23 protein-coding genes are annotated in these 26,719 nt (G+C 70.1%); 11 read left to right on the forward strand and 12 right to left on the reverse strand.

Annotation, left to right across the window (positions count from 1 at the left end; translation table 11 throughout):
- The 4 genes from G6039_RS04375 to dnaA form a co-directional block, all read right to left on the reverse strand.
- Positions 1 to 549, reverse strand: a complete 549-nt coding sequence (locus G6039_RS04375; RefSeq protein WP_043799108.1) for a DUF721 family protein — start codon at positions 547 to 549, stop codon at positions 1 to 3.
- On the reverse strand, positions 546 to 1,799 hold the full coding sequence (gene recF / locus G6039_RS04380; protein WP_029546804.1) for a DNA replication/repair protein RecF: 1,254 nt from the start codon (positions 1,797 to 1,799) through the stop codon (positions 546 to 548). Before recF ends, G6039_RS04375 begins: the two co-directional genes overlap by 4 nt.
- A 27-nt stretch (positions 1,800 to 1,826) precedes the next feature.
- A complete protein-coding gene (gene dnaN / locus G6039_RS04385; RefSeq protein WP_029546803.1) occupies positions 1,827 to 3,011 on the reverse strand; it encodes a DNA polymerase III subunit beta in 1,185 nt (394 codons plus the stop codon).
- 535 nt (positions 3,012 to 3,546) lie between these two features.
- Positions 3,547 to 5,178, reverse strand: coding sequence for a chromosomal replication initiator protein DnaA (gene dnaA, locus G6039_RS04390; RefSeq protein ID WP_029546802.1), 1,632 nt, complete (start codon positions 5,176 to 5,178; stop codon positions 3,547 to 3,549).
- Positions 5,179 to 5,786: 608 nt separating this feature from the next.
- On the opposite strand from dnaA, the gene rpmH reads away from it, so the two are divergent.
- The 9 genes from rpmH to G6039_RS04435 all read left to right on the forward strand — a co-directional run bounded on the left by rpmH (position 5,787) and on the right by G6039_RS04435 (position 12,828).
- Entirely contained in the window at positions 5,787 to 5,930 is a 144-nt protein-coding gene (gene rpmH, locus G6039_RS04395) for a 50S ribosomal protein L34 (RefSeq protein WP_006934459.1), read from the forward strand.
- Positions 5,931 to 5,952: 22 nt separating this feature from the next.
- Entirely contained in the window at positions 5,953 to 6,330 is a 378-nt protein-coding gene (gene rnpA / locus G6039_RS04400) for a ribonuclease P protein component (protein ID WP_006934454.1), read from the forward strand.
- A gap of 11 nt (positions 6,331 to 6,341) precedes the next feature.
- Complete coding sequence (gene yidD, locus G6039_RS04405) at positions 6,342 to 6,623, forward strand: membrane protein insertion efficiency factor YidD (protein WP_006934452.1); 282 nt, start codon at positions 6,342 to 6,344, stop codon at positions 6,621 to 6,623.
- Positions 6,624 to 6,693: 70 nt separating this feature from the next.
- Positions 6,694 to 7,812: a membrane protein insertase YidC gene (yidC, locus tag G6039_RS04410; RefSeq protein WP_006934450.1), complete on the forward strand. Its 1,119-nt coding sequence runs from the start codon at positions 6,694 to 6,696 to the stop codon at positions 7,810 to 7,812.
- Positions 7,813 to 7,833: 21 nt separating this feature from the next.
- Complete coding sequence (locus tag G6039_RS04415; RefSeq protein WP_029546800.1) at positions 7,834 to 8,379, forward strand: Jag family protein; 546 nt, start codon at positions 7,834 to 7,836, stop codon at positions 8,377 to 8,379.
- Positions 8,380 to 8,511: 132 nt separating this feature from the next.
- Complete coding sequence (rsmG, locus tag G6039_RS04420) at positions 8,512 to 9,192, forward strand: 16S rRNA (guanine(527)-N(7))-methyltransferase RsmG (protein WP_029546799.1); 681 nt, start codon at positions 8,512 to 8,514, stop codon at positions 9,190 to 9,192.
- An 828-nt stretch (positions 9,193 to 10,020) separates the two neighbouring features.
- On the forward strand, positions 10,021 to 11,025 hold the full coding sequence (locus tag G6039_RS04425; protein WP_029546798.1) for a ParA family protein: 1,005 nt from the start codon (positions 10,021 to 10,023) through the stop codon (positions 11,023 to 11,025).
- On the forward strand, positions 11,022 to 12,080 hold the full coding sequence (locus G6039_RS04430) for a ParB/RepB/Spo0J family partition protein (protein WP_029546797.1): 1,059 nt from the start codon (positions 11,022 to 11,024) through the stop codon (positions 12,078 to 12,080). The genes G6039_RS04425 and G6039_RS04430 overlap by 4 nt, the downstream gene beginning before the upstream one ends.
- Positions 12,081 to 12,138: 58 nt before the next feature.
- On the forward strand, positions 12,139 to 12,828 hold the full coding sequence (locus G6039_RS04435; protein WP_006934444.1) for a hypothetical protein: 690 nt from the start codon (positions 12,139 to 12,141) through the stop codon (positions 12,826 to 12,828).
- Between the two features lie 9 nt (positions 12,829 to 12,837).
- Here the strand turns inward: G6039_RS04435 and G6039_RS04440 are convergent, their stop codons facing one another.
- From G6039_RS04440 to trxB, 3 genes are all read right to left on the reverse strand, one after another.
- On the reverse strand, positions 12,838 to 14,022 hold the full coding sequence (locus G6039_RS04440) for an N-acetylmuramoyl-L-alanine amidase (protein WP_029546796.1): 1,185 nt from the start codon (positions 14,020 to 14,022) through the stop codon (positions 12,838 to 12,840).
- Between the two features lie 127 nt (positions 14,023 to 14,149).
- Positions 14,150 to 14,479, reverse strand: a complete 330-nt coding sequence (trxA, locus tag G6039_RS04445; protein WP_006934442.1) for a thioredoxin — start codon at positions 14,477 to 14,479, stop codon at positions 14,150 to 14,152.
- Positions 14,480 to 14,510: 31 nt separating this feature from the next.
- Positions 14,511 to 15,479, reverse strand: a complete 969-nt coding sequence (gene trxB / locus G6039_RS04450) for a thioredoxin-disulfide reductase (protein ID WP_006934439.1) — start codon at positions 15,477 to 15,479, stop codon at positions 14,511 to 14,513.
- A gap of 251 nt (positions 15,480 to 15,730) precedes the next feature.
- On the opposite strand from trxB, the gene G6039_RS04455 reads away from it, so the two are divergent.
- Complete coding sequence (locus tag G6039_RS04455; protein WP_029546795.1) at positions 15,731 to 16,426, forward strand: hypothetical protein; 696 nt, start codon at positions 15,731 to 15,733, stop codon at positions 16,424 to 16,426.
- Here the strand turns inward: G6039_RS04455 and G6039_RS04460 are convergent.
- Positions 16,371 to 19,586, reverse strand: coding sequence for an ATP-binding protein (locus G6039_RS04460; protein WP_051446038.1), 3,216 nt, complete (start codon positions 19,584 to 19,586; stop codon positions 16,371 to 16,373). The two genes, G6039_RS04455 and G6039_RS04460, sit on opposite strands and share 56 nt — an antisense overlap.
- Positions 19,587 to 19,633: 47 nt before the next feature.
- The gene (locus tag G6039_RS04465) at positions 19,634 to 20,833 is read right to left on the reverse strand and encodes an NADH:flavin oxidoreductase (RefSeq protein WP_043799112.1); all 1,200 of its coding nucleotides are present in this window, start codon (positions 20,831 to 20,833) and stop codon (positions 19,634 to 19,636) included.
- 81 nt (positions 20,834 to 20,914) lie between these two features.
- Here G6039_RS04465 and G6039_RS04470 point away from each other — a divergent pair, with 81 nt between their 5' ends.
- Entirely contained in the window at positions 20,915 to 21,490 is a 576-nt protein-coding gene (locus tag G6039_RS04470; protein ID WP_029546793.1) for a TetR/AcrR family transcriptional regulator, read from the forward strand.
- A gap of 12 nt (positions 21,491 to 21,502) precedes the next feature.
- Here G6039_RS04470 and G6039_RS04475 read toward each other — a convergent pair whose 3' ends face one another.
- From G6039_RS04475 to murJ, 3 genes are all read right to left on the reverse strand, one after another.
- On the reverse strand, positions 21,503 to 22,231 hold the full coding sequence (locus G6039_RS04475) for a hypothetical protein (RefSeq protein ID WP_043799114.1): 729 nt from the start codon (positions 22,229 to 22,231) through the stop codon (positions 21,503 to 21,505).
- A 52-nt stretch (positions 22,232 to 22,283) separates the two neighbouring features.
- Entirely contained in the window at positions 22,284 to 22,829 is a 546-nt protein-coding gene (sigM, locus tag G6039_RS04480) for an RNA polymerase sigma factor SigM (protein WP_006934425.1), read from the reverse strand.
- Positions 22,830 to 22,912: 83 nt separating this feature from the next.
- On the reverse strand, positions 22,913 to 26,719 hold a 3,807-nt coding region (gene murJ / locus G6039_RS04485; RefSeq protein ID WP_164528059.1), incomplete at its 5' end, for a murein biosynthesis integral membrane protein MurJ.

Consider the following 26,719-nt stretch of genomic DNA (forward strand, 5'->3'; position numbering starts at 1 on the left):
TCAGCCGTACGTGTCCCGCGGTCCGCGGCCGCGGACGTGCCGCTCCCCCTTACGCCAGCTCGGCGCCGTCGGCCCGGTGATCCGCAGCTCCTTGACCACCCCGTGCCCGACCGCGGCGGCGATCTTCGCGAGGATCTGCGCCTGCATCATGCGCAGCTGGGTCGCCCACGCGGTCGACTCCGCCGACACGTGCAGCACCCCGTCGCGCAGCGTCGTCGGCGACGCGTGCGAGGCGATATCGTCGCCGACCACGCGCGCCCAACTGCCCAGCACCGTGCCCTCCGACACGCGCCCCGACCATCCCCGCTGCTTGGCCAGCGAGTTCGCCAGCGCGCCGAGCGGCTGCGGGTCCCGCTCGTCGGGGCCCGGGCCCGACCAGCCGCGACGGCGGCGCCGTGGTCGCAGCGCCCCGCGTGACGCGCGCCCCTGCCCCACCGACTTCCCGCTCGCCTTCGCGGCCGCACGGGCCTCCTCCAGCGCGCGACGGGCCAGGTCGATCCCGCGCAGCGGCGGCTCGGGGGGTTGTTCGCCCGGATTCTCGGTGCTCATCGCAGTGCTCCGTCCACGGTTCCGTCCAGATCCGGCTGCGAGGGATCGCCGCCGTCGAGCCGGGTCAGCACCGAGAGCCGTCCCCGGTCGGTGTCCTCGGCCCGCACCCCGAACCGGACCGCGGACAGCTCCGCCGGCACGTCCTCGGGGACCGCGGCGGTGATGAGTACCTGCTCGGCCGAGGCCGCGACGGCGGCGAGCGCGGTGCGACGACGCCGATCCAGCTCGGCGAACACATCGTCCAGCATGAGGACCGGGTCGGTGCCGTCGGCCCGCAGGAGCGAGAAGGCGCCCAGGCGCAGCGCCAGCGCGAACGACCAGGACTCCCCGTGGCTGGCGAATCCCTTGGCCGGCTGATCACCCAGGATCAGGTCGAGTTCGTCGCGGTGGGGGCCCACCAGGCACACGCCCCGCTCGATCTCCTTCGTCCGCGCCTGCGCCAGCCGGGTCAGGAACGCGGCCTCGAGCACCTCACGGTCGTCGGATCGCGGCGCGCGGGCCGGGTCGGCGAACTCCGGCGGCAGCGCCTCGCCCACCGTGCTGCGGTAACGGAGCAGCGCCGGTCGTGACTCGGGGGCGATCGATCGGTACGCCTCGGCGACGTGCGGGGCGAGCTCGTGCAGCAGCGCGACGCGGGCCGCGAGCAGCTCGGACCCGTGTGCCGCGAGATGGCCGTCCCACACGTCGAGCGTCGCCAGGGCGCTCGCCCCGTCGCCGGACCGGCTGCCGCGGCGCAGCGCACCCCCGGCCGTCTTCAGCAGGGCCGAGCGCTGTCGCAGCACCTTGTCGTAGTCGGCGCGGACCCCGCTCATCCGCGGGATGCGGGTGGCGAGCAGCTCGTCGAGGAACCGGCGCCGGTCGCCCGGGTCGCCCCGCACCAGCGACAGGTCCTCCGGCGCGAACAACACCGTCCGCAGGATGCCGAGGATCTCGCGCGGCCGCCGGGTCGGGGACTGGTTGATCCGGCCCCGGTTGGGCCGGCCCTCGTTGAGTTCGACGTCGATACCCAGTTCCCGGCCGCCGTTGACGACGACCGCACCCACCTGGGCGCGCGACGTCCCGCTCCGGAACAGCGGGGCATCGCCGGACACCCGGTGCGAGGTCAGCGTCGACAGGTAGCCGAGCGCCTCGAGCAGGTTGGTCTTGCCGTGCCCGTTGCGACCGAGGAACACCGTCGGCCCCGGCGCCAGATTCAGCGAAACGGCTTCCCAGGAACGGAAGTCGCGCAACGAGAAGGTGCGAACGTACACGGGCTCCGACCGTTTCCTGCCCCCGGGTCAGCCCGGCAGGCGCACCGGCATCAGCAGATAGGTGTAGTCGCTGTCCGGGGCGGCGAACGTACCGGAGGCGTCGGGCTCGGGCGCTTCCTCGAGCGCCGGTCGCAGCACCGCGGGACGGCTCGGCGTCGTGAAGCCGAACGACACCTTCTCGCTGTGCAGCGAGCCGAGACCGTCGAGCAGGTACCCGGGGTTGAACGCGATGATCAGCGGCTCACCCTGGAACTCCGCGGCGAGGGACTCCTCCGCGCGCCCGGCGTCGTCGCCACCGGCCGACAACAGCAGACCGCCATCGGTGAACTCGAGTCGCACCTGCGCCCCGCGCTCGGCGACGAGCGCGACGCGCTTGATCGCGTCCACGAGCGGCGCGATGTCGACGGTCGCCATCGCGGTGTGCTCGGTCGGCAGCAACTGGCGGAACTTGGGGAATTCGGCGTCGAGGAGGCGGGTGGTGGTGCGCCGGCCGTCCGCAACGATGCCGAGCAGGCCCTCGGCGCCGACCGACGAACCGGCACCCAGTGCGAGCTGGACGGGCGAATTAGAAGATCCGCCAACGGTTTTCGCCGACTCGGAGAGAGTCTTGGCCGGCACGAGGACCGCGGCGGTCGCGGTGTCGGCGGTGGGCATCCACTCGATCTTGCGGACCGCGAGGCGGAACCGGTCGGTGGCCGCAAGCACCATGTGGGTGCCGTCGATCTCCACACGGATACCGGTCAGCATCGGCAGGGTGTCGTCCTTGCCGGCCGCGACCGCGACCTGGCTGATCGCCTCGGCGAACACCTCCACGGGCAGCGAACCGGTCTGCTGCGGCAACTCGGGCAGCTGCGGGTAGTCCTCGACCGGCATGGTCGGCAGGGAGAACTTCGCGCTACCGCAGTTGATGAGCACCCGCGTTCCGTCGAGCACCACGTCGACGGGCTTGTTGGGCAGCGCGCGGGTGATGTCGGCGAGCAGGCGGCCCGACACGAGCACCTGCCCGGGGGTGATGACCTCTGCGGAGACATGGACCTGCGCGGAGACCTCGTAGTCGAACCCGGAGACGGTCAGTCCCTGCTCGTCGGCGCCGAGGAGGACGCCGCCGAGCACCGGCACCGGCGGCCGCGACGGAAGACTGCGCGCAACCCACGCGACGGAGTCGGCGAAGTCCTCGCGAGCGACACGAAACTTCATGCTTCCAAGCTCCATCGCCCGGCGGATCCTTTCGCTCTGATGGCTGTCGATCGATTCAACGAAGTCTGGCACAGGACCCCGACACCGAGGTCGGCAGCGGGGACGTCGCTCCACGGTATGCGCTCGTGGAGCACTTGGAAAGCCGGAGGCTCGAGGGGGACGCGGCTCTCGAGACCCTGTGCACTCGAGTCCTCCACAAGCCTGTTTTGAAAGAGGAATCTTCGAGAGAAAACACAGAAGTAGTAATAGGGGTTGTGGAATCTGTGGACGAACGACCGTCTACGCTGGTGGGGCGGGCTTCTCGAGCCCCGCACTCTCGAGGATGAACTCGAGGAATTCTCGAGGACGGATGTGGACATCTCGAGAGTGTTCAACATCGGTACACCGCCCGTCCACAAAGATCCCACGTTGTACACACGGTTGTCCACAGGTGTGAGTCACTGCCCATCCGTCTCGAGAATCACACTCACCGCCTACCGCCGGCCCGTCCCCGGATACGACGAAGGGCCCGGACGCGATCGTCCGGGCCCCTGCCACAGGGCGGTACGGCTCAGCGCTTGGAGCGCTGCTTGATGCGCGCAGTCAGCTCCTGCACCTGGTCGTAGACCTTCCGCCGCTCGGTCATCTCCTTGCGAATCTTCTTGTCCGCGTACATGACCGTCGTGTGGTCCCGGCCGAAGGTCTGCCCGATCTTGGGCAGCGAGAGGTCGGTGAGCTCGCGGCACAGATACATCGCGATCTGTCGTGCCTGGGCCAGCGGCCGCGCCTTGCCGGGCCCGCACAGGTCGTCGATCGAGGTGCCGAAGTACTCGGCGGTCACCGCCATGATGGTGGCCGAGTTGATCTCGAGAGCCGTCGAGTCGGGGATGAGGTCCCGCAGCACCACCTCCGCCAGCGTCAGGTCCAGCGGTTGCCGGTTGAGGGACGCGAAGGCCGTCACCCGGATCAGCGCACCCTCGAGTTCGCGGATGTTGCGTTCGATCCTGCTGGCGATCAACTCGAGGACGTCGTGCGGCACGTCCAGCCGGTCCATCCGCGCCTTCTTGCTGAGGATCGCGATGCGGGTCTCGAGTTCGGGCGGCTGGACGTCGGTGATCAGGCCCCACTCGAACCGGGTCCGCAGGCGCTCCTCGAGCGTCGCGAGCTGCTTCGGGGGACGGTCGGACGACACCACGATCTGCTTGTTCGCGTTGTGCAGGGTGTTGAAGGTGTGGAAGAACTCCTCCTGGATACCTTCCTTGCCCTCGATGAACTGGATGTCGTCGACGAGGAGGATGTCCGTCTCGCGGTACCTGCGCTTGAACGCCACCTTGCGGTCGTCGCGGAGGCTGTTGATGAAGTCGTTCGTGAACTCCTCGGTGGAGACGTACTTGACCCGCATGCCCGGGAACAGGCGCTGCGCATAGTGCCCGGCGGCATGCAGCAGGTGCGTCTTGCCCAGGCCGGAGGCACCCCAGATGAACAGCGGGTTGTACGCGCGGGCGGGCGCCTCGGCGATCGCCACCGCGGCCGCGTGGGCGAACCGGTTCGACGCTCCGATGACGAACGTGTCGAACGTGTACTTCGCGTTGAGGCTGCTGCTGCCGGTCGGTGCCGCGGCGGCGGGCGGCGGCGGCTGGGTGAAGTAGGACGGCCACGACTCCCGGACCGCGGTCATGGCCTCCCGGTCGTCGTCGACCTCCTCGAGTTCGCCCGTGTCGACCTCGAGCATGCCGTGGTCGAGGGAGGAGGGGCGGCGCCGCCGGAACGGATGCACCATGTCGCGGGGGTCGGGCTCGCGCGGTCCGGTGGGAATCGGCCGCGTATCGAACGCGTGGGGCTCGGGCGCGCGGGGGTCCGGCGGCAGGCCCTCGAGGGGCAGCGTGTCCCGGGGCACGGCGTAGGGGTCCTCGGCGGGATCGTCGACGGCCGCCGAGGGTTCGATGCGCACGCCGAGTCCCTCGACGCGATGGCCGAGGGTGCGGTGGAGCGCGCGGAGGATCGGCTCGCGCAGATCCCGCTCGATGGCCTCCTGCGCGAACGAGGACGGAACCGACAGGAGGGCGAAACCCTGCGCCAGGGTGATCGGCCTGACCAGGGCGAGCCACGCCTTCTGGCCCTTGCTGAGGCCCTCGCCGTCGGCGGTCAGCTCCGCGACGACGTCCGGCCACACGTCGGCCAGCGCGTTCGGCTCGTCGTTCACGTCGCGTCCTCCCCAGTTCTCTCGATCCGAATTCCACACGATTATCCACAGATGTGGACAACCACAGGGTGGCGGCCTGTGGGATGTGGATTGGGAGTTGTAGAGAGCGGGGCACGCCGAGGACGAGACGCGAGGTCCGGCTCGGACACGAAGTGCCCAGTGTGACATGTCTCGAGAAGCCCGGCGCGCGCGGCCCGGGCTAGCGACTGCGCGTGCCGGCCCGCGCGCAGACCGGCGGCCGGGCGCAGCGCCGGTGCCCGCGCGGCGGAAGCGAGTGGCCCCGCTCACCGCGGTGGTGGGCGACGAGGAACAACCCCGGCGAAACCATGAACGGGAGCGTACCGGAATGTGAACGGAGTCACACGACTTCGTGTTGCGAACGTGACGCACGGGAAAATGGGTGTGCGGCGTGTCGTCTTGCGTGTGCCGAGCCGGCGCGGTTTGATTTCGTGCTTGCCGCCGAGTAGCCTCGAACAGTCACTCATACAGCAGTGACGGATCCGTGCTGCCACGCAGTATTTTTCGCGTACGGCACGTGTCATGCGATTTCCGTACACGTTGGACCGAGGACGCCGACCGGCGTCATAGAACTTCGAGGAGTGTTGACCGTGGCCAAGGGCAAGCGGACGTTCCAGCCGAACAACCGACGCCGCGCGCGCGTTCACGGCTTCCGTCTCCGGATGCGGACCCGTGCGGGTCGTGCGATCGTGTCGGCGCGTCGCCGCAAGGGCCGCACCTCGCTCACCGCCTGATCCCCGATTCCGGGAGCTCGGGGTGCTACCTGAGCCGTATCGCCTGCGGCGCCGCGCGGACTTCTCCGAGACCGTTCGTCGTGGCCGCCGACAGGGGCGGCGAGATCTGGTCGTTCACGCGATCGAGCGGGAGCAGGCCGAGCTGGTGGTGAGTTTCGGCGGTCCGCGGTTCGGATTCGTCGTGAGCAAGGCTGTCGGGCCGGCGGTGATTCGACATCGAGTCGCACGCCGGCTTCGTCATATCTGTGCGACTCTCGTCGACGAGGTTCCCGCCGGCGCAGACGTCGTCGTCCGGGCGCTTCCGGGTGCCGCCTCGGCCTCCTCGCAGGAACTCGACCGGCAGGTTCGCTCCGGCCTCGCCCGACTGGGTCTGGTCGCGACGGCGCGGCGGCCGGGATGAACACGGACGGGATGAACGCGGACGGCGTGCTGCGGTCGGTGCGCTCCGCACCGGCCCGGATGTTGATCTTCTGCATCGAGCTCTATCGCACGTACGTGTCTCCGACACGCATGCCGACCTGCCGTTTCACCCCCACCTGCAGCGAATACGCCGTCGAGGCGCTGCGAACCCGGGGGTTCGTGGTCGGCTCCGTGCTGACGGTCGTCCGCCTGCTCAAATGTGCGCCCTGGCACCCTGGGGGTTGGGATCCGGTGCCCGAGCGGCGGCATCGATCGGTCGACCGGGGTCCCTGACCGGCACTGAAGACTTCGGACCGACGCCGCTGGGTGGCGACCTTGGACGACCTGAGGAGTACATAGAGCCGTGCTCGACTTCATCTACTATCCCGTGTCCTGGATCCTCTGGGTCTGGCACAACGCCTTCACGGCCCTGCCCGGACTGGAGCCCGACGACGGCGCGACGTGGGCGCTGTCCGTGGTGTTCCTCGTCTTCACGCTGCGCGCGATCCTGTACAAGCCGTTCGTCAAGCAGGTCCGGACGACGCGGCAGATGCAGGAACTGCAACCGCAGATCAAGGCGCTGCAGAAGAAGTACTCCAACGACCGGCAGCGGCAGGCCGTCGAACTCCAGAAGCTGCAGAAGGAACATGGCTTCAACCCGCTGATGGGTTGCCTCCCGGTCCTGTTGCAGGCGCCGGTGTTCATCGGTCTGTTCCACGTGCTGCGCTCGTTCAACCGCACCGGTGAAGGATTCGGTCAGCTCGGCCTGTCACCGGAGGAGAACGCCCAGCTCGGAAACTATGCGTTCAGCCCGGAGGACGTGCAGTCCTTCCTCAGTGCGCGCCTGTTCGGCGCGCCGATCTCGGCGTGGATCACCCAGCCCGAGGCGTCGCTGGTGGCGTTCGAGCCGTTCGGCGGCATCCCCTCCCGCCTCGACATCGCGCTCGTGGCGATTCCGCTGATGATCGTCGCGGGCATCGCGACCCACTTCAACTCCCGCGCCTCCGTCGCGCGGCAGAGCGCGCAGGCCGCGGCGAATCCGCAGGCCGCGATCATGAACAAGCTGGCGCTGTGGGTGTTCCCGCTCGGCGTCATCGTCGGCGGCCCGTTCCTGCCGATCGCCATCCTCCTGTACTGGGTGAGCAACAACATCTGGACCTACGCCCAGCAGCACATCGTCTTCCGCAAGATCGACCAGGAGGAAGAGGCCAAGAAGCAGGCCGCGATCGCACGCCGCAGCGACAACGCCCCCAAGCCGGGTGCCCGTCCCGATCGGGCCGCGAAGAAGAAGGCTCCGTCCACCACCGGGGAGGACGCTGTCGCCGGTGCCGCGGACGCTTCGGAGATCTCGCTGGAGAAGCCGGCCGCGGACGACACCTCCGGCGGTGCCGGGCCGTCCGCCCCGCCGGCCGGAGGCCCGAAGAACGTCGCCGGATCGAAACGCCCCAGCGGCTCGAAGAACTCCAAGCGCAAGCGGCGCTGACCGAAGAAGAGAGAGCGAATCATGGCCAGTGACCTGGACAAGGCACAGGAGGATGCCGACGTGACCACCGAGACGCCGGATCTCGATGCGGATTCCGACTCCGAGGACGATCTCCTGATCGAGGAGGGCGAAATCGCCGGCGACTACCTCGAGCAGCTGCTCGACGTCCTGGACTTCGACGGCGACATCGATCTCGACGTGGAGGGCGACCGTGCGGTCGTGAGTATCGACGGCGGCAAGGATCTGTCCAAGCTCGTCGGCCGCGACGGCGAGGTACTCGATGCCCTGCAGGAGCTCACCCGCCTCGCGGTGCAGCAGGTCACCGGCGAGCGCAGCAAGCTGATGCTCGACATCGCGGGGTGGCGGGCGGGCAAGCGCGCAGAGCTCAGCCAGCTTGGTACGGCCGCCGCGAAGCGGGTACTCGAGACCGGGGAGCGCGAGGAGCTGACCCCGATGACGCCCTTCGAGCGCAAGATCGTCCACGACGCCGTGGCCAAGATCGAGGGTGTGTCCAGCGAGAGCGAGGGCGCCGAGCCGCAGCGCCGGGTCGTCGTCGTCAAGAACTGACCGGACAGCAGTATCGATCGGACAGCAGTATCGATCGGACAGCAGTATCGATCGGACAGCAGTGCGTGGGAGGGATCTCGGCGGGTGCGTCGGGATCCCTCCTTTCTTCGAGGCCAGTGTCGTCGGGAGAGGATGTTTCACGTGGAACAGGACGAGGCGCGCATCCACGAGATCGCCGTTCGCGTCTTCGGTGAGCGACTCGGTCTTGCCGAGCAGTACCGGGATTCCCTCGCTACCGACGGTGTGGAGCGCGGTCTCATCGGTCCGCGCGAGGTCCCCCGCCTGTGGGACCGCCACCTGCTCAACTGCGCAGTGCTGGGTGAACTGATCGACGAAGGCGAACGTGTCGTCGATGTGGGCAGCGGTGCCGGGCTTCCGGGTATCCCGTTGGCGATCGCCCGCCCCGATCTGCATGTGACCCTCGTCGAACCCCTGCTGCGACGGTCGGTGTATCTGGCCGAGTTCGTCGAAACGCACGGCCTGACCAACGTGCTCGTCATCCGCGGCCGTGCGGAGCAGCCCGGCGTCGTGAAGGAAGCCGGCGGATCCGACGTCGTCACCTCGCGTGCGGTGGCGCCGCTGGCGAAGCTCGCCAAGTGGTCGCTGCCGCTCGTGCACGAGGGCGGACGGATGCTGGCGCTCAAGGGCTCCAGCGCGGCGGAGGAGATCGAACGCGATCGCGACGAACTCGCCCGTCTCGGTGCCGGCAACCTCGAGGTCCTCGAGTGCGGCGTGGGTCTGCTCGAGACCCCCACCCTCGTTGTGAAGGCGGAGCGGATGCCGCGGCCGGTGCGACGGCGCAAGAAGCGCTGATCAGGTTTCACGTGAAACCCCCCACTCGAGCGGTCCCCCGCCTCGAGTGCGCCGACTCGAGATGTGCGCGACTCGAGACTCTCGAGCTGAACGATTCTCTCGAGCAGGCGCCACTGTTGTCGCTGCAACCCGCGCGAGCCGCCCCTCGCGTCCCGATGGCGTGACGCGGAAGGCCGCATCCTGACGGCACCTGCATCGCCCGCCGCTCACCGCGTGCGCCGCGTCCGGAAATCCCCTCCTCGACTGCGAACTCCGGTTCTGCGCCGCCGAGACCGCGTGGAAGTCCGCCGTCTGCCGTTCCTTTGATCCCAGTTTCGCCCGAAGTTGTTGCTTGCCTTGTCTTTTGGGATCACGAACGGAATTCGTCCGGGAGTGCGGATCTTTCGCGGCAACCGCCCATCCATCCACTCGATGGCATTTCGTCACTGTGACAGATAATTTCCCGCCCGCTCGGATGGCGCCCGGTCCGCCGCCGCCACCCGGTGGCGTTTCACGTGAAACGACACCGGCGGGGATCTCTGTTTCACGTGAAACGTCAGGTTTCACGTGAAACATCATCTTCGTCGGCGACGTCGTCGCACTCCTCCGGAAGGTGGATGGGATACTGGTCGAAACGAGGAAACGGAGTGGGCCGGCAGGGTCGCCAACCTGCGCCGGCGCAACCCGCTTTCCGAGTTCACGCATCAGCCACTACGCCTCGGCTCACTCCGCCCGGTCGCGGGACCGAAACGGTGGCCGGCCGGGGTGGCCGGTCGTGGACCACCGGCGTGGTTTCGCGAGGGGGATGTACCGTGCCAACCGGGTGTGTCGACAACAAAGGAGCGGTCAATGTCGGGTGGATCTGAATCCGCTGTTTCACGTGAAACCGAGGCGCAGAGGCCGACGGGAGCCGAGTCCGAGTCCGTCGAGGACGAGTTCTCTCCGATTCCGTACGAGGGGCTCTCGCCGTTGGACACACCGATCGGCGCCGCCGCGCACCGAGCCAGCCAGGTACTTCACCCGAGTTCCGTGAACGCACTCCCCAAGCCGGCTCGCCGCCGCGTCATCACGATCGCGAACCAGAAGGGTGGCGTCGGCAAGACCACGTCCACGGTGAACCTGGCGTCGGCCCTCGCCGTTCAGGGGTTGACCGTCCTCGTCGTCGATCTCGACCCCCAGGGCAATGCCAGCACCGCCCTCGGGGTGCCGCACCACTCCGGCGTCCCGTCGAGCTACGAGGTGCTCCTCGGGGAGGTGAAGGCCGCCGAAGCCATCCAGCAGAGCCCGCACAGCGAGCGCCTGTTCTGTATCCCGGCCACCATCGACCTCGCCGGCGCCGAGATCGAGCTCGTCTCGATGGTCGCGCGGGAGAACCGTCTCAAGAACGCTCTCTCCCCCGCCGCGCTCGGCGATGAGGACTTCGACTACGTCATCATCGACTGCCCGCCGTCGCTGGGTCTCCTCACCGTCAACGCGCTCGTGGCGGCGAAGGAGGTGCTCATCCCCATCCAGTGCGAGTACTACGCGCTGGAGGGGGTCGGCCAGCTGCTGCGCAACATCGAACTCGTCCAGTCGCACCTCAATCCCGAACTGCACGTCTCGACCGTGCTGCTCACCATGTACGACGCCCGCACCAAGCTCGCCGATCAGGTCGCGGAGGAGGTTCGCGCCCACTTCGGCAGCGCGGTGCTGCGGTCCGTCATCCCCCGCAGCGTGAAGGTCTCGGAAGCTCCCGGTTACGGGATGACTGTTCTCGACTACGATCCAGGTTCGCGCGGTGCGATGAGCTACCTCGACGCGGGACGCGAACTGGCGGCACGCGGATACCGGAACGAGAAGCAGGGGAACGAATGAGCGCGACACGCAAAGGCGGGTTGGGGCGGGGTCTGGCATCGCTGATTCCGACCGGCCCGGCGGCCGCTCCCGGCCTCGGTAACGCTGCGGCCGACGTGATCATCGGCGACAACCGCAAGAACGCCGCTCCGAAAACCACGTCGAACAAGGCCACCGCCACCGAACAGGCGACTCCCCCGGCCGCGAAGGCCGCGGGCAACGGCGCCCCGGCGCCGGCGGACACGCCCCTCCCCTCCCCCGCCGGAGCGGTCTACCTCGAGATCGAGGCGGACAAGATCGAGCCGAACCCGCGCCAGCCGCGGCAGGTCTTCGACGAGGAGGCGCTCGCCGAACTCGTCCACTCCATCCGTGAGTTCGGGCTCATGCAGCCCATCGTCGTGCGCAGGCTCGACGGAGAGCGGTACCAGCTCGTCATGGGCGAGCGCCGGTGGCGTGCCGGCCAGGAGGCCGGTCTCGCCACGATCCCGGCGATCGTCCGTGAGACCGACGACCAGTCCCTCCTGCGTGACGCGCTGCTGGAGAACATCCACCGGGTCCAGCTCAACCCGCTCGAGGAGGCGGCGGCGTATCAGCAGTTGCTCGAGGAGTTCGGCGTCACCCACGAGGAACTGGCGGCCCGCATCGGCCGATCCCGGCCGGTGGTCACCAACATGATCCGTCTGCTCAAGCTGCCGATCCCCGTCCAGCGGCGGGTGGCGGCGGGTGTGCTCTCCGCCGGGCACGCTCGCGCGCTGCTGTCGCTCGAGGCCGGACCCGACGCCCAGGAGGTGCTCGCCGCGCGCATCGTCGCCGAGGGCCTCTCGGTGCGGGCCACCGAGGAGGCGGTCATGCTGGCGAACCGCGGCGACGGGAAGGACCCCGCACCGCAGCAGCGCCGCAAGCCCATCCAGATGCCCGGCCTCCAGGACGTCGCGGAGCGCCTGTCCAATTCCTTCGACACCCGTGTCACAGTCAGCCTGGGCAAGCGCAAGGGCAAGATCGTTGTGGAGTTCGGCTCGGTCGACGACCTGGAGCGGATCGTGGCGATGATGGAATCTCAGGCCAACCCCTCTTGACGCCTCGGCACGTCAGGACGACAGTCGAGGATACGGACTTGGAGGCTGAGTAACCCAGATGTCGACTCGAGTCACAACACTCACCCTGGGCGGAATGGATCAGCTGTCGGCACACGCCCGGCGCTGTGTGTTCTGGGAGATGGACCCCGCGGCGGTACACGACGCGGGCGGGTTCTACGATCCGGAGTTCGAGAAGGAGGCATGGCTGTCGATGGTCATGCTCCAGTGGGGCTCCTGCGCCCAGGTCGCCACGCTCGACGACAAGCCCGCCGGTAGCGCGTTCTACGCCCCGCCGAACATGGTGCCGCGCGCTCAGCTGTTCCCGACGTCCCCGGTGAGCGCGGATGCCATCCTGCTGACCACCGTCCGGATCGAGCCGCTCGCGGAGGGCAGCGATCTCGGGGCGGCACTGATCCGCGCGGTGATCTCCGATCTGGTCCGCCGCAACGTGCGCGCGATCGAGGCGTTCGGGTATCGGACTGCCGGCGAGGACGAGAGCGACGTTCCCGGGGCAACGGCCGCACGGGACTGCTCCCCCGCCGAGTGCATGGTCGAGGCCGGCTTCCTCGAGGACATGGGTTTCGAGGTCGTCGCTCCCCACCACCGCTTCCCGAGGTTGCGGCTCGAACTCGATCGCGACCACGAATGGAAGGTGGGGGTCGAGGCGGCGCTGGATCGACTGCTCGAGGAGGCCGCGCTCACCGTCGCGGGCATGTCGGGGCGTACCCCGGTGGGGGCGGCCCGCTGAGCGAACCGCTCAGCGGGTCTCGGTGATCGACAGTTCCTCGGCGAGCAGTTCTGCGAAGGTGTAGGTGCCGGTGGGCTGGTCGTCCTGACCGAGCAGGTACAGCCGCTTGACCGAGATGAGGATGGCTTCGGCGATGATGTCGCGCGAACGCGGGGTGGCGAGGACTGCGGCGTCCTGCGTGTTCGTGAGGTAGCCGAGGTCGATCTGCACGGTCGGCATGTTCGTCAGGCGCAGCAGATCCCAGGTGCGACCGTGGCTACGGCAGTCCCGCAGCGGCGTGCGGGCCGTCACCTCGCGCTGGATGAATCCGGTGAGCACCTGACCGATCATCGACTCGGAGCCGTGCGCGTTGCCGTAATGGAAGCTCGCGATGCCGCTCGCGGCCGGATTGGGGCTGCTGTCGCAGCGCAGGGAGATCATCAGGTCCGCGCCGAACGCGTTGGAGGTGCCGGCCCGCTCGATGTTCGACGGATTCGCGTGGTACGGCCGGGAGAGGAAGGTCTCCATTCCGGTCGCGGCCATGCGGCCCTCGAGGCGACGAGCGAGGTCCCACAGGATGTCGGCCTCGGAGATGTCGCCGTGCGGGCTGCGCACGATGATGCCGTGGTCGCGGCCACCGAGGCCGGGATCGATGACGATGCGCTTGCCGCTCAGGTGCGGACCGGACCGGCGGACGATCTCCTCCTCGCTGATGGCGTGCGGCGATCCGCCGGTGACCCGGGTCCCGAGCAGTTCCAGCGACCGGAGGGTCTCCGCGCCGCAGATGCCGTCGGGTGCGAGGCCGATCTCCCGCTGGAAGGAGCTCAGGGCCTCGTGGGTGCGCGGCCCGAAGTAGCCGTCGACCCGGTCCACGTAGAACCCGAGATCCTGCAGGCGCCGCTGCAACGTCGCGACGTCGTCGCCGTAGAGCGGTGCGGAGAGCTGATAGATGAGGGTGCGGGCGCCGAGCCGATACGAGGCTTCCTTCAGCGACCGGTAGGTGGCGGGACCGACGACGCCGTCGACGAGCAGACCGCGCTGCTGCTGGAACGCACGCACCGCGCTGTCGAGCTCACGGTCGAACACCGCATCGGAGCCCACCCAGCTGTCGCCGGCGGAGACGTCGGACTCGCCGTGCAGAAATCCGAGGCCGGTGAGGGTGCTCCGGATTTCGGCGACGGCAGGGCCATGGTCGCCGTAGCGCAGTCGGTGCATGTCTCGGCCCTTTCCGTGCTGCTGACCTGCTGTGCCCGGTGTGACACCAGACCATCGTTCGATTGTCGCAGATGCGCCCGGATCACGAATAATCCGGGCGCATCCGTGTCGACGGGGAAACGGTGACTCAGAGCACGTCGGCGAGGTCGCGGAGGAGAGCCGCCTTGCCCTTCGCACCGACGATCGTCTTCACCGGCTTGCCACCGGAGAACAGGATCATCGTCGGGATCGACATGACCTTGTAGTCGCGCGCCGCGGCGGGGTTGGCGTCGATGTCGAGCTTGGCGATCTTGAGCTTCTCGGAGTGCTCCCCGGCGATCTCCTCGAGAACGGGAGCCACCATCTTGCACGGGCCGCACCAGGTCGCCCAGAAATCGACCAGTACCGGCTTGTCGGACTGCAGGACGTCCTCGACGAACGAGGCGTCGGAGATGGTGACGGTGTTCTTCTCGGCCACGATGGCTCCTACTCGATGGGTGTGGAAGGGGTCAGTATCCGGCGTTGACGGTGATCGGGTGGCGGTCTTCCTGCTCGGCGAGCCAGCGTTCGGCGTCGAGCGAGGCGGAGCAGCCGGTGCCGGCGGCGGTGATGGCCTGGCGGTAGAGGTGGTCGACGAGGTCGCCGGCGGCGAAGACGCCCGGCAGGTTGGTGGCGGTGGTCGGGGTCTGCACCTGGACGTAGCCGGCGTCGTCGAGGTCGATCTGGCCGCGGACGAGTTCGCTGCGCGGGTCGTGGCCGATCGCGACGAACATGCCGGTCACCGGGAGGGTGCTGCGCTCGCCGGTGACGGTGTCCTCGAGGACCAGGCCGGTGACGGCGGTGTCGCCGAGCACCTCGACGGGCTTGGCGTTGGTGACGATGCGGATCTTCTCGTTCGCGCGGGCGCGGTCGAGCATGATCTTCGAGGCGCGGAATTCCTCGCGGCGGTGGATGAGGGTGACGCTGCGGGCGAAGCGGGTCAGGAAGGTGGCTTCCTCCATGGCGGAGTCGCCGCCGCCGACGACGGCGATGTCCTGGTCACGGAAGAAGAAGCCGTCGCAGGTGGCGCAGGCGGACACGCCGCGGCCGAGGAGCTGCTCCTCGCCGGGGATGCCGAGGTAGCGCGCGGCGGCACCCATCGCCAGGATGACGGCGCGGGCGTGGTAGGTCTGTCCGTTGGCGACGACCTTCTTGACCGGGCCGGTCAGGTCGAGTTCGTCGACGTCCTCGGTGCGGATGTCGGCGCCGAAGCGCAGGGCCTGCTCGCGCATCTGGTCCATCAGGTCCGGTCCCGTGATGCCCTCGCGGAAGCCGGGGAAATTCTCGACTTCGGTGGTGGTCATCAGGGCGCCGCCGAACTGGGTTCCCTCGAACAGCAGCGGGGACAGCTCGGCGCGGGCGGCGTAGATCCCGGCGGTGTATCCGGCCGGGCCCGAACCGACGATGATCAGGTCGTGGATCGTGGATTCAGTGGTCATGCGAGCCTTCCGGTGTCTGCTGGTACTTCTGTCTGCTGGTACTTCGATACGGGACGGTCGAGCCTGGAGGCCCGTGACCGGGACGTCAGTGGTCCACAAGACGTCAGTGGTCCACAACATGGGTCAACAACAGGGTAAGGGGTGTTGTTCCTCGAGTGCCGTGCGTCACGCCACACCGAGGCGTACCCTGCCCACCCGGACGGCAAGCGGACGGCAAGGGAACCGCAAGGCCGAATCGTCACGCTGACGGTATGACCGTAACTCCCGCACTGCTGTACCGCCTCGGCGCGGTGTCCGTCGTCGCCGCGTTCCCGTTGAACCTCGCCGGCGGCCTCCTGCATCCCGTCGTCGACGGCGCCGCGCATTCGGTGCCGGCGCTGTCCGCTCCGATCAATCCCCTCCCCCACGTCCTCCTGCTGTCGGGAACGCTGCTGTTGATGCTCGGTGTGCCCGCGCTGTACGCCTGGGTCGCCGCCGGAACCGGAATGCTCGGTCTCGTCGCGTACGTCACATACTTCCTGTCCTCGGTGCTGGTGGCGTTCTCGCACCTGGTGATCGAAGCCTTCGTCTCCGTGCCGTTCTCGCGCGATCCGGCGACGGCAGGGGCGATCTCCGGGTCGGATACCCTCCTCGACTACGAGCCCTATGTGCTCCTGCAGACCGTCAGCGGACTCGTCTTCATGGGCAGCATGATCCTGTTCGGCATCGCGCTGATCCGTTCGCGTGCGGTACCGGTGTGGATCGGCGCCCTCATGGCGGCGGGCGGTGTCGTTCTCCTGCTGCCGATTCCGGCGATGCCGGGCGTGACCGGACTGGTCGTCGAAATTCCACGCGGTTGCGCGTTCGCGGCGATCGGGCTGTGCGTCCTGTCCGCGACACGACGGAACGGGCTCAACGCCACGCCGCCCACGCCGGGTCGTGCAGTTGTGCCGACACCGTCGCGGTGAGTGTCTCGGCCGCATCGTGGAATCGGTGTGCCGAGTCCGCATCGCCGAGCAGCGCCGCGGTCTCGGCGAGGGCAGCGTCCACGGGGCCGGCGTGGAACGAGCCGGAATCCAGGCCGGCGATGCGGCCGCTGAACGGCAGCAACTGCGCATGGCAGTCCCGGGCCGTCGCCGTGTCCGCGAGCCGGGCCGCGGCACGGGCGCGCAGGCATGTCATGGCCAGCCAGTAGTAGTCGCGCCGGAACGGCCGCTGGGCGCGCCACAACTGCCGCGCCCGTTCGTGTTCACCGCTGTCGAGCAGGGCGAGGATCAACGGGAACCGGACACTGTGCGGCCGTGCCGATTCGAGTGCGGACAACTCGGCGACGAGCGGAGCGAAGTCGTCGCGCGCCGTGGCCACACCGATGCGTCCGACGGTACCGATCCACCGGGCCGAGGCGGTGCCCTCCGCCTCGAGTTGTGCTGCGACGGTGTCATATCCGCGCTGTGCGCCGTCCTCGTCGCCGGCGAGGAGGCGCACCAGGGCGCGGAACAGTTCGACCACGCCGAGCAACTGGGAGAGCTGCCGGCCGGCCGCGTACCGCACGGCGAGTTCGGCGTGGCGACGGGCCTCGTCGAGTTCGGTGTCTGCGGCGGCGGCGAGGAACCACTGGAAGTGTGCCTGCGCCTGATACGCGGCGTCTCCCGCGTCGCCGGCGACGGTGAGGAGTTCCGCGGCGATGTCACGCCGCTGCGCCACGAGGTCCGGGCCGTACGCGACGAATCCGAGGGCGTTGAGCGCACGGCAGCGCAGCCCGGCGTCGGCGGTTCCCCGCGCGAGGGCGTGCGCGCGGCGGGCCGCGGCGAGGGCGGCCACCGAGTCGGCGCCCTCGAGTTCGAAGACGGCGGTGACGAGCAGCAGGACCCGGTCGTGGTCGCCGAGGGCGGTGGTGGCGAGGAGTGACTGCACGGGGTCGAGGATGCGCCGGTCCGGTTCGTCGTCGACCCGGACGGTCCAGGTGACCGGCGCGGACCACGAAGTGAGCGCCGCAACGAGGGCCGGCGGGTCACCGATCCGCCGGGCGAGGTCCACGGCGCGTTGGCGCACGACGCGTGCGGTGACCACGTCGCCGGTGTGGGCGAGCGCTCCGACGTATCCGGTGAGCAGCGGCAGCAGGCCGTCTTCCGGTACGACGGTGGACATCTCGTGTGCCGACACCGCAGCGCCCCACAGGGTGACCGCATCGGCTCGGGCGCCGAGAGCGTCGGCGCGACGGGCCGCCGCGGTGAGGTGCGCGACGGCGTGGTGGGCGGTGGACGGGGTGGCCGCGAGCGCCGCATGGTGTGCCGTCGCGGCCACCTCGGCCGGCCGCAGGGCGGACAACGCCGCGAGGGCCGCGCCGTGCAGACGGGTGCGCCGGAGGCGTGACTGCCCCGCGTACAGGGTTTCCCGGACGAGATTGTGGGTGAACCGGATCCGCTCGGGTGCGGGTTCCTCGAGCAGGCGGGCGCGCAGGGCCGGCTCGAGTGGCTCGAGGAGGGACTCGAGGTCGGTTCCGCACATCGCGGCGAGCACGTCCAGGTCGGCTTCGCGTCCGAGGACGGCGGCCGCGGACAGCACGGCGACGGTGGCCTCGGGCAGCGTGTGGATGCGGTGGTGCAGTACGTCGGCGATCCCGGCCGGCACGTCGTGATGGAGTGCCCGGACGCCCCGGTCGGCGATCAGCAGAGCAAATTCTCTGACGAACAACGGATTTCGGTCGGTCCGGGCGACGAGCAACGCCATGTCCTCGGGCGCCAGGGCGACGACGCCGCATTCGCGGACGAGGCGGGCGATGCCGTCGTCGGTCAGCGGGGCGAGGCGGATCTGCCGGCCGGGGCATGCGTTCGTCGCCGCGCGGACGGCGGCGAGTTCGCTCCCCGCCTCGGTGGGCCGATAGGTGGCGACGGCGAGCAGCGGCCGGGTTCGCAGGGCGGCGAGGGTGAGGCGCAGCAGGTGCAGGGTCGGTTCGTCGGCGCGGTGCATGTCGTCGAAGACGAGCAGCAGCGGACGGTCGGCGGCGATGCGGCCGAGGTGCCGCGTGAGCGAACGGGCGAGCCCGAACGTGTCGAGGCCGGTGCCGGGCACGGCCAGCCGGGACGTCATCGTGGCCGTGCCGTCGGGGTCGGTGTGGGCGAGGGCGTCGAGGATCTCGATCCAGGGCCACCCCGGTGGCGCTCCGTCCACCTCGGGGCAGTTGCCGCGGGCAACCTGCCAGCCGTCGCCCTCGAGGGCGCCGGCGAGCAGCGTGGTGAGATGGGTCTTGCCCGCCCCGGGTTCCCCGGCCAGCCACGTCAGACGCGTCTCACCGCGGGCGGCGCGTCCGGCCTCGTCCAGCAGGACGCCGAGTTCGGCGGGGCGGACGTGGTCGGCGATCGGCGCTCGGTCCCGGGCAGGACCGGCCGTACCGGTGAGGATCTCGTGCTCGGCGGCCCGTAGTGCCGGACCGGGGTCGAGGCCCAGTTCGGTGGCCAGGTACTGCCGCGAGCGGCGGATGACGGCGAGGGCGTCGGCCGGGCCGTCGGCGCGGTACCGGGCGCGCGCCAGGAGCCCGACGGCGCGTTCGCGGCCGGGGTCCGCCGCGACGATGTCGCTCAGCGACGCGATCAGCGGCGCGACGGGAGCACCGAGTTCGAGCGCGGTCTCGGCGTACTGTTCCACCGCCGTGCGGCGCAGTTCCCCGAGCCGGTCGGATTCGATTGCCGCCCAGGGATATCGATCGATGTCGGGCAGCGGATCCCGCCACCGCTCGAGGGCCTGCCCGAGGTGCCGGAGCCGGTCGTGGGGTGCGGTGACGGTGCGGGTGACGGCGTCCTCGAACGCCCACGCGTCCACCGCGGCGACAGGCAGGTTCAGCGCGTACCCGGCGGCGCTCCGTGGCAGCGGGTCGTGGCCCGGACCGAGCACCCGGCGCAGGTGGGAGATGTGCGCCTGCAGCGCCGCCACCGGTTTGGCCGGCGGTGCCCCGCCCCACAGGTCCCCGACGAGCCGGTCGGCGGAGACCGGGTGCCCGCGTGCCGCCACCAGCCGGGCGAGCAGCGCACGACGGACGGGACCGCCGAGGGCGACGGGCTGCCCGTCGACGAGCGCGGCGACGGCGCCCAGCACCCGCACCTGCACGGGCGGGGTCGTCGCGTTCGTCACCGCCCACCGTCCATGGTGTTGCAGGATAGCTGCGGGCCGGCGCACCGTCAGGTGCTGTGCTCCACGTCGCGCAGGGATTCGCGCACGACGCACCGGGTTCCGGTGTAGATGGTGGGCATGCACTTGTTGCAGTGGATGCACAGCCCTTCGCGCACGCGCTCGTCCCGGAACTTGTTGACGAGGTACGGGTCTCGCAGCAGCGCCCGGCCCATCGCGACGAACTCGAATCCCTCGTCGAGCGCGTTCTCGATGGTGTCGATCCGGTTGATGCCGCCGAGGAGGATGAGCGGGGTGCGCAGCTCGGACCGGAACTGCCGAGCCATCGGGCGGAAGAACGCCTCCTCGAAGGGGTAGGTCGGGAAGAGCCGCGGCCCGTAGAACCGCAGTCCCAGCCCGACGAGCCTGGGCTGGGACGCGACGAACTCGGCCAGCGGGACGTCGCCGCGGAAGAAGTACATGCCGTTGAGCAGGGAGCTGCCGCCGGTGAGTTCCATCGCGTCGATGTGGCCGTCGGATTCGATCAGCCGCGCCATGGGCAGGCTCTCGTGGAGCCACAGGCCCTTGGGGACGCCGTCCGTCATGTTGAACTTGACGATGACGGCGACCGAGTCGCCGGCCGCCTTGCGGACCGCCTCGAGAATGCGTCGGGGAAACGCGGTTCGCTTCTCGAGACTGCCGCCGTAGCGGTCGCTGCGCTTGTTGAGATTCGGGCTGAGGAACGAGCTGAGCAGATAGTTGTGTCCCAGGTGCACCTCGAGCGCGTCGAATCCGGCCTCGACGGCGCAGCGGGTCGCGTTCTCGTAATCGGTGACGACCTGATCGAGCTGCGCGAGACTCGCGCCCCGCACCAGGCCCATGGCGGGGGCGCTGATGCGGGTGGACGGGGCGAGGGTCTTCGTCCCGTTGGAGATCTGATTGGCGACGAGTCCGGCGTGCCCGATCTGCGCCGAGGCGAGCGCGCCCTCCGCGTGCACGGCGTCGGTGAGGCGGCGCAGACCCGGCACGGTGTCGCGGTCGAGGACGACGGTGTTGCGGTGTACGCGCCCGCCGGGTGCGACGGCGCAGTACGCGACGGTGGTCAGTGCGGTGCCGCCGCGGGCGACCTCGGCGTGGAACTCGACGAGTTCGTCGGTGACGCGACCGCCGGGCATGACGCCCTCGAACGTCGCGGCCTTGAGGATGCGGTTGCGCAGGGTGAGCGGTCCGAGCCGAACGGGTTCGAACACGGCGGGTCGCGACGAGGTCATGCCCCTACTTTCGATGCCAGTGGTTCTGTAACGTGTTGCAACTATAGTGCCGCGCCGTGCCGTGCACCACAATTACCGGTGATGACCGCATCCCACCGCTCCCCCACGCCCGCCGGCCGCCCCCGCGATCCGCGCATCGACGCCGAGGTCCTCGCCGTGACCCGCGCGATGCTGCTCGAGGTCGGCTGGGAACACCTGAGCCTGCGCGGCATCGCGGCCCGGGCCGGGGTGAGCCGGGCGGCCCTCACCCGGCGGTGGCCGTCGAAGGCGCACCTCGTGCTCGACTCGCTTCTCGGTTCCGCGCCGGACCTGACCCCGATGCACGGGACGGACCGCCGCGGCTGGATCGAATGGGTCGTCAGGGGCAGCGCGGACCTGTTCGCCCGCCCCGACGTCCGCGCCGCCCTGCCCGGGCTCATCGCCGCACTCCGCGATCACGACGATCTGCGGAACACCCTGTGGCGCACCTTCAGCGGCCCCAGCACGGCACTGTTCTCCCACGGCGACGGCTCCTCTCCCGCCGACCTCGACGCACGTGCCGTGCTCGTCCTCGCCGCGGGTGCGGCGCTGTTCGCGAGCATCGTTGCGGCCGAGGACGACACGTCCGCCCTGCGGGAGCGGATCCTCGATCTGTTGCTGCCCGCCGCGGACGGTTGAACTCCTTGCGACTCAGCCGATCTGACGGATCACCAGAGTCGCCGGATCGGAAGCGCCGCATCCCGTGCCCACCACCAGTGCCGTCAACCGCGGCGACGCGGCATCACCCAGGACCAGCGCGACCGCCTCCCGGCCGTCGAACCGGATCGTGCGTGACCCCAGCAGTGGCCGGGATTCGTCGATGCCGTTGGCCTCGAGGCATTCTCGAAGTACTGCGTGATCCGACAGCGGGCCGGGGTCGGACGCGCCGATCATCGCGCGCCAGGTCGCCGGGTCGAGCACGTCGGCACCGGGTGCAGCAGAAGCCGGTGCAGCAGAAGCCGGTGCAGCAGAAGCCGGCGCGGCAGCGGCGGGCGCGGCCATCGGCGCCGCGGCATCGGGGCGTCCGGCGCCGTGGGCGGTAACGGCGAATCCGATCGCCACCGCGGCCGCAGCCCCCGTCCCGGCCGCGGCGAGCAGCCACCGTCGCCGTCGACGCGCGGCGGCGTCCGCGGTCAGGGCCGCATCGATCCGGGCCGCCACTTCCGGCGGGATCGGCGGGCTCTCAACACCTTCGGCCGCACCGAGGGCCCGGAGCCGGCGGCTGACGGAGTCGAGCGCGGCGATCACCGCCATGGCGTCCGGATCCCGCCGCACCGCCGGCCACAATCCGGCGGTGACGTCGTCGTCCAGGACCCCGGCGTGCAGGTCGGCGAGCAGGTCGGCAGAATACGGCGGCCGCGGCAGCTCGTCCTCGGTCATCCGCCGTCCTCCCCGCCTTCCGGTGCCCTCACCAGGATAAGACGGCCGCCTATCACGATCGGTTCCCCGTATCCCGCAGGTCACCGAGAAGCACCGCGAGCCGACGGCGCCCGCGCGCGCAGCGGCTCTTGACCGTGCCCTCGGGAACACCGAGCCGCCGGGCCGCCTCGCTTACCGGCCAGCCCTCCACGTCGACGGCGACGACCGCGGCGCGTTGCTCCGGTGGCAGGGTGAACAACGCCGCCTCGATGTCGAGCGCGATCTCCCGCTCCGCGATGCGATCCCGTTCGTCGCGGGCATCGGTGCCGTCGTCGTACAGCGGGACGGTCGGTCGCGCCTTGTTGCGCCGGATGCGGTCCAGGCACGCGTTCACCACGATGGTGTGCAGCCAGCTGCGAACCGCCGCGGTGTTCCGGAATTTCCCCGCCGTACGATGCGCCGACAGCAACGCCTCCTGCAGGGCGTCCGCGGCATCCTCGGGCGAATAGCTGGTGCGGCGCGCCACCTGCCACAGATGGTCGTAGTGCCGTTCGAGCAGTTGCGCGAACGCGCGTCGGTCCCCCGCCGCGTGCGCCGCGAGTAACTCGGCGTCGGACACGGCAATTCCTGCGATCCCCCCCAAAATTCGCACGCGCGGATGGTAGCCGATCGAGGTGGGCGACCGGAGGTGCGTGCGCCGGGCTATTCGGCGGCGGTGAACGTCACCTCGGCGATCGAGCTCTTGTTGCCGCCGCCGGACGTGCTCAGCCCCGTGATCCACACCAGCACATCGGAGGTGCGGCCCTCGGCCTCGACGGGGATCTCCGTGACGCCGGACCGCAGCGTCGCCGAGCCGATCACCTGGGTCTGGTCCAGGGAGGCCTGGTCCGACGGTGCGCTGCGGATCTCGACCTTCGTGCCCGGGCTGTCCGACGTCACCGACACCGACGAGAGCGCGGCCGGCTCGGCGAGCGCCACCATCAGTCCCACACCGTTCTTCAGGGCGGGAAACGGCTGGAAGTAGGCGTCGGTGCTCCACTCCGTCGACGGATCACCGTCGATGGCCAACCGCGCCGTAGCCGGCGAATCCGGGGTGCCCTGCGGGGAGAACACCGAGACCGCCGATGCCGCCACCGGTCCGGCCGCTGCGGCCGGGGCCGGCGCCTGGGCGACCGGCTCCGCCGGCGCCTCGGAGGTCGGGGTGAGGCCGAAGTCCTGGCTCGTGAGCGGCTCGTCGGAGTTGCCTCCGGCGAGCAGGTTCGCGATCCACCAGCCGATCAGGGCGAGGAGCACCACCGTGGTGATGCCGAGGCCGACGAGCGCGAACAGCATCCGCTCGGATCGCTTCTTCTCCTCGGCGAGAGCCTCCGGGTCCGCGAGGGCGTGGTCGGTGGCGCCGGCACTGCGCTGGCCGAGCCGCAGGGCCGGGATCATGTCGGTCTTCTGGTCCACGACCGAGGCCTGGCCGAGGATGTGCTGTACGGTGGCCGCGGTCCGGATTCCGCCGTCGGCCGCGAGCGCACGCACCGCCACCGCGGAGATCTCGAACGGCACCTCCGGCCGCAGCGTGCGGGGCTCGACCGCGATGCCCTCGGCGGTCAGGTCCGCCGGGCGCATCCCGCCGATCGTGCCGCCGGTGTGCGCCGGGGGCTGCTCCCCGGGCGCGGCCTGCTCGGGCAGCGGCCAGCGGGCGGTGATCAGGCCGTAGAGGCTCGCGCCGAGGCCCCGGACGTCGGAGGTCACGTCCGCGTCGGCGAAGGTGGCGGGGAAGGCCAGCACCGCGTCGCCGGCGACACTGATGCGGATCCGGTCGGGGTGATCGATCGAGAGGGCGCCGCCGCTGCGGTGCGCGGCCTCCGCCGCGGCCGCGAGGGCCTGCACAGCGCGGGCCGCGCCGAGCGGGGACGGCTCGGTGCCGGACATCTCGCGCAGCGAACGACCGGGCGTCCACTCGGCGACGACGATGCCGCCCGAGCTGCCGCGGACCACGTCGAGCACGCGTGCGAGCCCCGGTGAGTTGATCCGGCCCAGCCGCAGGGTGCGCGACAGGATGGCCTGCGGACCGTCGGGGCCGGTCACGTCCCCGGCGCGCTGCTCGGCGTCGACGAACGTCAGCGCCACCTCGCGGTCGAGCTTGACGTCCTGCGCCTGCCAGAAACGCAGACCGCGCGCGCCGCCGTGCGGGGCGAGCAGACGGTAGCGGCCACCGGCGACCGACGCGCCGGGGATCAGCTTCGGCCCGCGCATCGGGGTGCGCGGCGCGGACCCCGGCACACGCAGCGGAGGCAGCTGGGGTGAGCCGATCGGGATGACGCCGGTGTCGACGTGGGGATCGCGGCGGGGCCGGCCGGCACCGGAGCGGTTCTCGGCAGGGCTGCCGGCGGACTTCTGCGGCGAGGCGGAACGGTCGGGGATGCCGGCCTGCGGGGACTGCGTCGACGTGCCGTCGGCGTCCGTGGACACCGAACCCGGGTCCGTCGATGCGGACTCATCGACCGTGGACTTACCGGTAGCGTGGTCGTCGCTCACCCTCACTCCTTCTTGTTCGACTCGCCCGCCCCGGAGGTAACCGGGAGGCCGTCCGGCATCCGCGAACCGGCGCGATCCGTCCCGGGTGGTACGAACCTGCCGTCGACCAGGGTACGGGAGTTGCCGGTGTGCATCGATGTGGCTCGGCACGTCCCTGATCGCGGGAATCACCTCGGTGACCGCGTCGTACGGGGCCACCCCGTAGTCGCCGTAGTCCAGGCGCGGCAACACGATGGTCTTCTCGGCCTCCGATTCCTCGAAGCGGGCCGCCTCGAGTTCGGCGATCTCGTCGGCATCCGCCTCGGCGACGGCCGGCTCGACGGGCGTGCGTCCGCGCAGCGCGTCGACCTTGCGCCGGACCGCCGCGGTGATCGCCAGGATCTCGGGCACCTTCAGCAACCACATCACCGTGAGGGTCACCAGCAGCATCAGCGCGCCGGTGATCGCGACCCGCACCATCGAGCCGATACCGCCGAACCGGTCGCTCAGCGCACCGAGCCGCAGCAGCCGATCGGTGAGCAGCATCGCCGCCGAACCTGCGGCCGAGGCGATCACCACGTGCCACACGGTCCGGCCCACGTTCGCCATCCGCAGGTCGCCGAGGGCGCGGTGCAACAGGAAGCCGCCGATGCCCGCCCCGACGGTGAAGGCCAGGCCGGTCGCCACGCCCAGCAACAGCACCACCTGGTCGTCGGTGCGGGCGACGACGGGCGCGATCGCGGACAGGCCGATCTTCACGGCGGTGATGCCGAGGATGATCCACGTGGGGGTCCACGCCTGCTCGCGTGCGTAGAACACGCGCAGATGGATGAGGACGAGGGCGTACGGGATCAGGGTGAACGCCGACCAGCTGACCGCCTGGCCCAGCCGTTCGGCGTTGCCCTCGCCGAAGCTGCCGTAGCCGTACAGGGCCGTGCCGATCTGCGGGCCGGCGACGGTGAAGAACACGACGATCGGGATCAGCGCGATCATCGTCAGCCGGGTCGCGACCGACAGGTCGTCCACCACCGCGGGGGTGTCCTCCTCGGCGGCGTTTCGGCTCAGCCGCGGCATGATCGCGGTGAGCACCGTGACGCCGAGGACGCCGTACGGCAGCTGCAGCAGCAGCCACGCGTTGTTGTAGATCGCCGGGCCGGCCGCGTCGGCGCTCGACGAGACGTGTGTCGCGAACACCATGCCGGCCTGGCTGATGAGCACGTACAGCACGATGGCCGCGGCCATGCCGCCGAACTGGCGCAGCCGGTCGTCGAGCCCCCACAGCGGCTTGAGGCTGATCCCCTCGCGGCGCAGCGCCGGCACCAGGGACATCGCCTGGGTCACCACACCGAGGGTGACGCCGCAGCCGAGCAGCAGCAGGTGCGGGTCGCTCATGCGCACCGGGTCGAGGGTGATCTCCCCGGGCAGCAGGAAGTACAGGACCAGGACCGTGATGACGACGATGTTGTTCAGCACCGGCGCCCACGCGCCCGGTTTGAACACCTGCCGCGTGTTCAGGATGGCGGTCAGCAGCGCCGACAGGCCGTAGAACAGGATCGCCGGCAGCAACAGATACGTCAGCGCCGTGGTCAGCGTCGTCGACACCTTGCCCGTGTCGTCGAGGAAGAACCGGGTGACGAGGACCGGCGCCGCGGCGGTGGCCAGCAGGGCGGCGAGGCCGAGCACGGTGACGGAGACGGTGAACAGGCGCCGGACGAACGCCGTACCGCCGTCCGGGTCCTCGCGTTCCGCGCGGACCAGCACCGGCACGACGATCGAGGTGAGGACGGCGCCGAGCACCAGCTCGGAGATCATGTTCGGGATCTGGGCGGCCACCGTGTACGAGCTCGCGACGGCGGCGCCGAGCAGGGTCAGCAACAGCACCTGCTTGACGAAGCCGGTGATGCGGCTGATCAGGGTCGCGAAGGCGATCGAGCCGGTCGCGGCGAGCAGGCCGGGGTTCTTGCGCGGGGCCGGCTCCGCCGCCGCGGGGGCGGGCGGGGC

The organism is Rhodococcus aetherivorans, assembly GCF_011058165.1.
Lineage (GTDB): Bacteria > Actinomycetota > Actinomycetes > Mycobacteriales > Mycobacteriaceae > Rhodococcus > Rhodococcus aetherivorans.

Coding starts and splice junctions, on each gene's coding strand:
- yidD (WP_006934452.1), top strand. CDS start 6,342: ATGAACGCGGACGGCGTGCTGCGGTCGGTGCGCTCCGCACCGGCCCGG.
- G6039_RS04470 (WP_029546793.1), top strand. CDS start 20,915: ATGACCGCATCCCACCGCTCCCCCACGCCCGCCGGCCGCCCCCGCGAT.
- G6039_RS04430 (WP_029546797.1), top strand. CDS start 11,022: ATGAGCGCGACACGCAAAGGCGGGTTGGGGCGGGGTCTGGCATCGCTG.
- G6039_RS04455 (WP_029546795.1), top strand. CDS start 15,731: ATGACCGTAACTCCCGCACTGCTGTACCGCCTCGGCGCGGTGTCCGTC.
- G6039_RS04435 (WP_006934444.1), top strand. CDS start 12,139: ATGTCGACTCGAGTCACAACACTCACCCTGGGCGGAATGGATCAGCTG.
- G6039_RS04465 (WP_043799112.1), bottom strand. CDS start 20,833: ATGACCTCGTCGCGACCCGCCGTGTTCGAACCCGTTCGGCTCGGACCG.
- G6039_RS04425 (WP_029546798.1), top strand. CDS start 10,021: ATGTCGGGTGGATCTGAATCCGCTGTTTCACGTGAAACCGAGGCGCAG.
- G6039_RS04375 (WP_043799108.1), bottom strand. CDS start 549: ATGAGCACCGAGAATCCGGGCGAACAACCCCCCGAGCCGCCGCTGCGC.
- trxB (WP_006934439.1), bottom strand. CDS start 15,479: ATGACCACTGAATCCACGATCCACGACCTGATCATCGTCGGTTCGGGC.
- dnaN (WP_029546803.1), bottom strand. CDS start 3,011: ATGGAGCTTGGAAGCATGAAGTTTCGTGTCGCTCGCGAGGACTTCGCC.
- G6039_RS04475 (WP_043799114.1), bottom strand. CDS start 22,231: ATGACCGAGGACGAGCTGCCGCGGCCGCCGTATTCTGCCGACCTGCTC.
- rsmG (WP_029546799.1), top strand. CDS start 8,512: ATGTTTCACGTGGAACAGGACGAGGCGCGCATCCACGAGATCGCCGTT.
- G6039_RS04415 (WP_029546800.1), top strand. CDS start 7,834: ATGGCCAGTGACCTGGACAAGGCACAGGAGGATGCCGACGTGACCACC.
- G6039_RS04440 (WP_029546796.1), bottom strand. CDS start 14,022: ATGCACCGACTGCGCTACGGCGACCATGGCCCTGCCGTCGCCGAAATC.